This is a genomic window from Terriglobus sp. YAF25 (assembly GCF_052113305.1).
Classification (GTDB): domain Bacteria; phylum Acidobacteriota; class Terriglobia; order Terriglobales; family Acidobacteriaceae; genus Terriglobus.
Window position 1 is genome coordinate 1 of the sequence record NZ_JBFRCY010000871.1, and the last position, 2,515, is coordinate 2,515.

Annotated in this window: 2 protein-coding genes and 1 tRNA gene; 2 read left to right on the top strand and 1 reads right to left on the bottom strand. The window is 55.6% G+C overall.

What is annotated here, in order from left to right; translation table 11 throughout:
- Window positions 1–1,151 (top strand): hypothetical protein (locus AB4043_RS24685; protein WP_442308416.1); only part of this gene is annotated, 1,151 nt, incomplete at its 5' end.
- Window positions 1,152–1,257: 106 nt separating this feature from the next.
- Here the strand turns inward: AB4043_RS24685 and AB4043_RS24690 are convergent.
- A complete protein-coding gene (locus AB4043_RS24690) occupies window positions 1,258–2,139 on the bottom strand; it encodes a Ca2+-dependent phosphoinositide-specific phospholipase C (protein WP_442308417.1) in 882 nt (293 codons plus the stop codon).
- 185 nt (window positions 2,140–2,324) lie between these two features.
- On the opposite strand from AB4043_RS24690, the gene AB4043_RS24695 reads away from it, so the two are divergent.
- Window positions 2,325–2,409: transfer RNA gene (locus tag AB4043_RS24695), tRNA-Leu, on the top strand.
- Window positions 2,410–2,515: the final 106 nt, after the last annotated feature.

The window sequence follows — 2,515 nt, forward strand, 5'->3', positions numbered from 1 at the left end:
GTCCAGGACTGTATCCAAACGGTTCTCCAACCCATTTCGATCCTGCCTACATCAACGCCCTGGCTCCGTTTGGCTATCTGCGCTTCATGAGCTGGACCGGGACAAATTATTCGGCCGGATATTACGGCGACCCTGGGCATCACCTTATTAACTGGGCCGACCGCAGCCTTCCGTCGGACGCGTATCAGGGGATGGGAACTGCCGTGCGTGCTGGCGCGACAGGGGTCTCCTGGGAGTATGTGATCCTGCTGGCCAATGAAGCGAATAAAGATATCTGGATCAACATACCGGTCAGCGCCACAGGCTCAAGCCCTACCGACACGACCAGTTATATCTACAAACTTGCGCAGTTGTTGAAGAATGGGGATTCTTTCACGGGCAATCATGGGCTTAATCCCGGATTGCATATTTACATCGAACACAGCAATGAGGTTTGGAACTCGAGCTTCTCACAATACACCTGGAACCGGCTCGCAGCCATCGATGAGGTAGGGCAAGGTGGATCTCCGCTGAACAACGATGGGGATACCGTTCAGCTCGACTGGGCCTATCGGCGTCATGCCAAGCGCTTGTATGAGATCGCGAAGATCTTTGAAGCGGTCTTTGGATCTGGATCGCTCAATACCACTATCCGTCCGGTTTACGCCTGGTGGAACCTTCAGGAGGGCACGAACTCTACGGGAGCAAAAACACTGGCGTGGATGAACGCGACCTATGGACCGCCCAGCAACTACTTCTACGCCATGGCGCAAGGATCGTACTTCAGCGATACATCTCCATCGACGACGGCGACCATTCCTGACGTCCTCGCCAACATGCTTGCATCATCGAATGCCTCAGTGACCAAGACGCAGCAGAACAAAGCCACAGCAAATCTCTACGGCCTGAAGCTTTTCGCCTACGAAGGCGGTCCTGATAACAGGAATACTTCGAATGTCGGGATACAGATTGAAGCTAATCGAGATGCCGGAATGGGGCCGCTTGTTGAGCACCATATCGTCGATAACTGGTTTGGACAGGGCGGGGATATGTTCGGCTACTTCAGCCTCGCCGGCTACTACAGCAGAAATGGAGACTGGGGCGCGACGGAAGATTACCGGATTCTTACAACGCCGAAGTACCAGGCAATCATGAATGTACTAAGTCAATAAGTTCGCAAAATCGGTGTGCTCGCTATGTGTCGTCTCTCGTGTCGACATAGCGAGCACATCCATCCAGGAGTTGATTGTTCCCTTCGTGGGCCTGACTTCTTAGGTGTTAGTGACGTGCGCGTAGCGTGCCGTCGAGCGCCTTGCTCTCACAGGATGCTGGAGCATCGATCGGGTTGCACCGAGCGACCAGACCACCTGGGAAGCCGACAAAGAATCCCGTCCAGGATGCCGGCTCTGACGGCGGATAGTCTGTGCTGACCAACTGCGCCCCGCTGGCAAGAACTTCTTCACGCCGCTTGGTGTCGTTCGTGCGTGCCGCCGTCGTGCCATCGTCAGTGCGTGCGCGAACGAGATATCCCTGCTTTACCAGAGCATCGATCTCTTCCTTCGATCCGCTGTTCATCTCGGTGAAGGCAGCATCGTCACGTCCGGGAACAGCGTTGGTAAACATCACCCGTCCCTTCAGTGCAGGATGTCCATCAAGATAGGTCTCTTCCTTGGGCCGCTGATCGATCAGGAAGACCACCTTAACCTGCTGCAGGCACTTCACAAAGGTGTGGCATTGGCTACGCTCATCGAGGTCCTGAACGTGCATGACCTTGAAGCCCGGCTTGTCCATCTCGTGATCCGGATCGAAGTCCGGGTCAGCGGGCAGACCGGCAGCCTTGACCCATTCCACGACCTTGGGATGCGCGAACTTGCCGCCCTTGGGGTCGGCAAAGATATCGATCTCCAACTGGCGCACACCGCCGTCGAGCTGATCCGCCAGAGATGCATGACGGTACTCCAAGCTGTGGTATGCATCGGGATTTCGCTGCTCCAGCCACTTCGCCTCGCTGGGAGCAAAGCCCTTGTGATAGCTGTTATGCGAACCGATCACCTGGATCTGGTTCATGTGAATCTGTTTGTCCTGATTTCCCAGGGAGTGCTGCGCAAACGCAGCCGGTGCAGCCGCAACGGCGAGCAGAGTTACGAAAAAAGACCGCATGAGTACCTTGTAAAGCGACGATGTTGCCGCAGGATGAATGGCCTTATCTGGGGCAGAACAGAGTATATGCAAAAGGCGCTTTCTGGAAGGCGCCGGCGCCTTCAAACTGCTCCGGCGAAAAGATCGCCGGGAGCCCGGGACACAGGACGGCCAGTCATTTAGAATCTGCATATAGCGTCTCCTGTGCGAAAGTGGCGAAATTGGCAGACGCACCAGACTTAGGATCTGGCGGGGCAACCCGTGGGGGTTCAAGTCCCCCCTTTCGCACCAACTTTTTCCACTCCTGAAAGGCATCATGAGCCAGCAGAACAAACCCGCGGAAAACAGCACCACGCTTCACCTGGAAAAGACCGAAGACTACCGCGACAGCTACGCC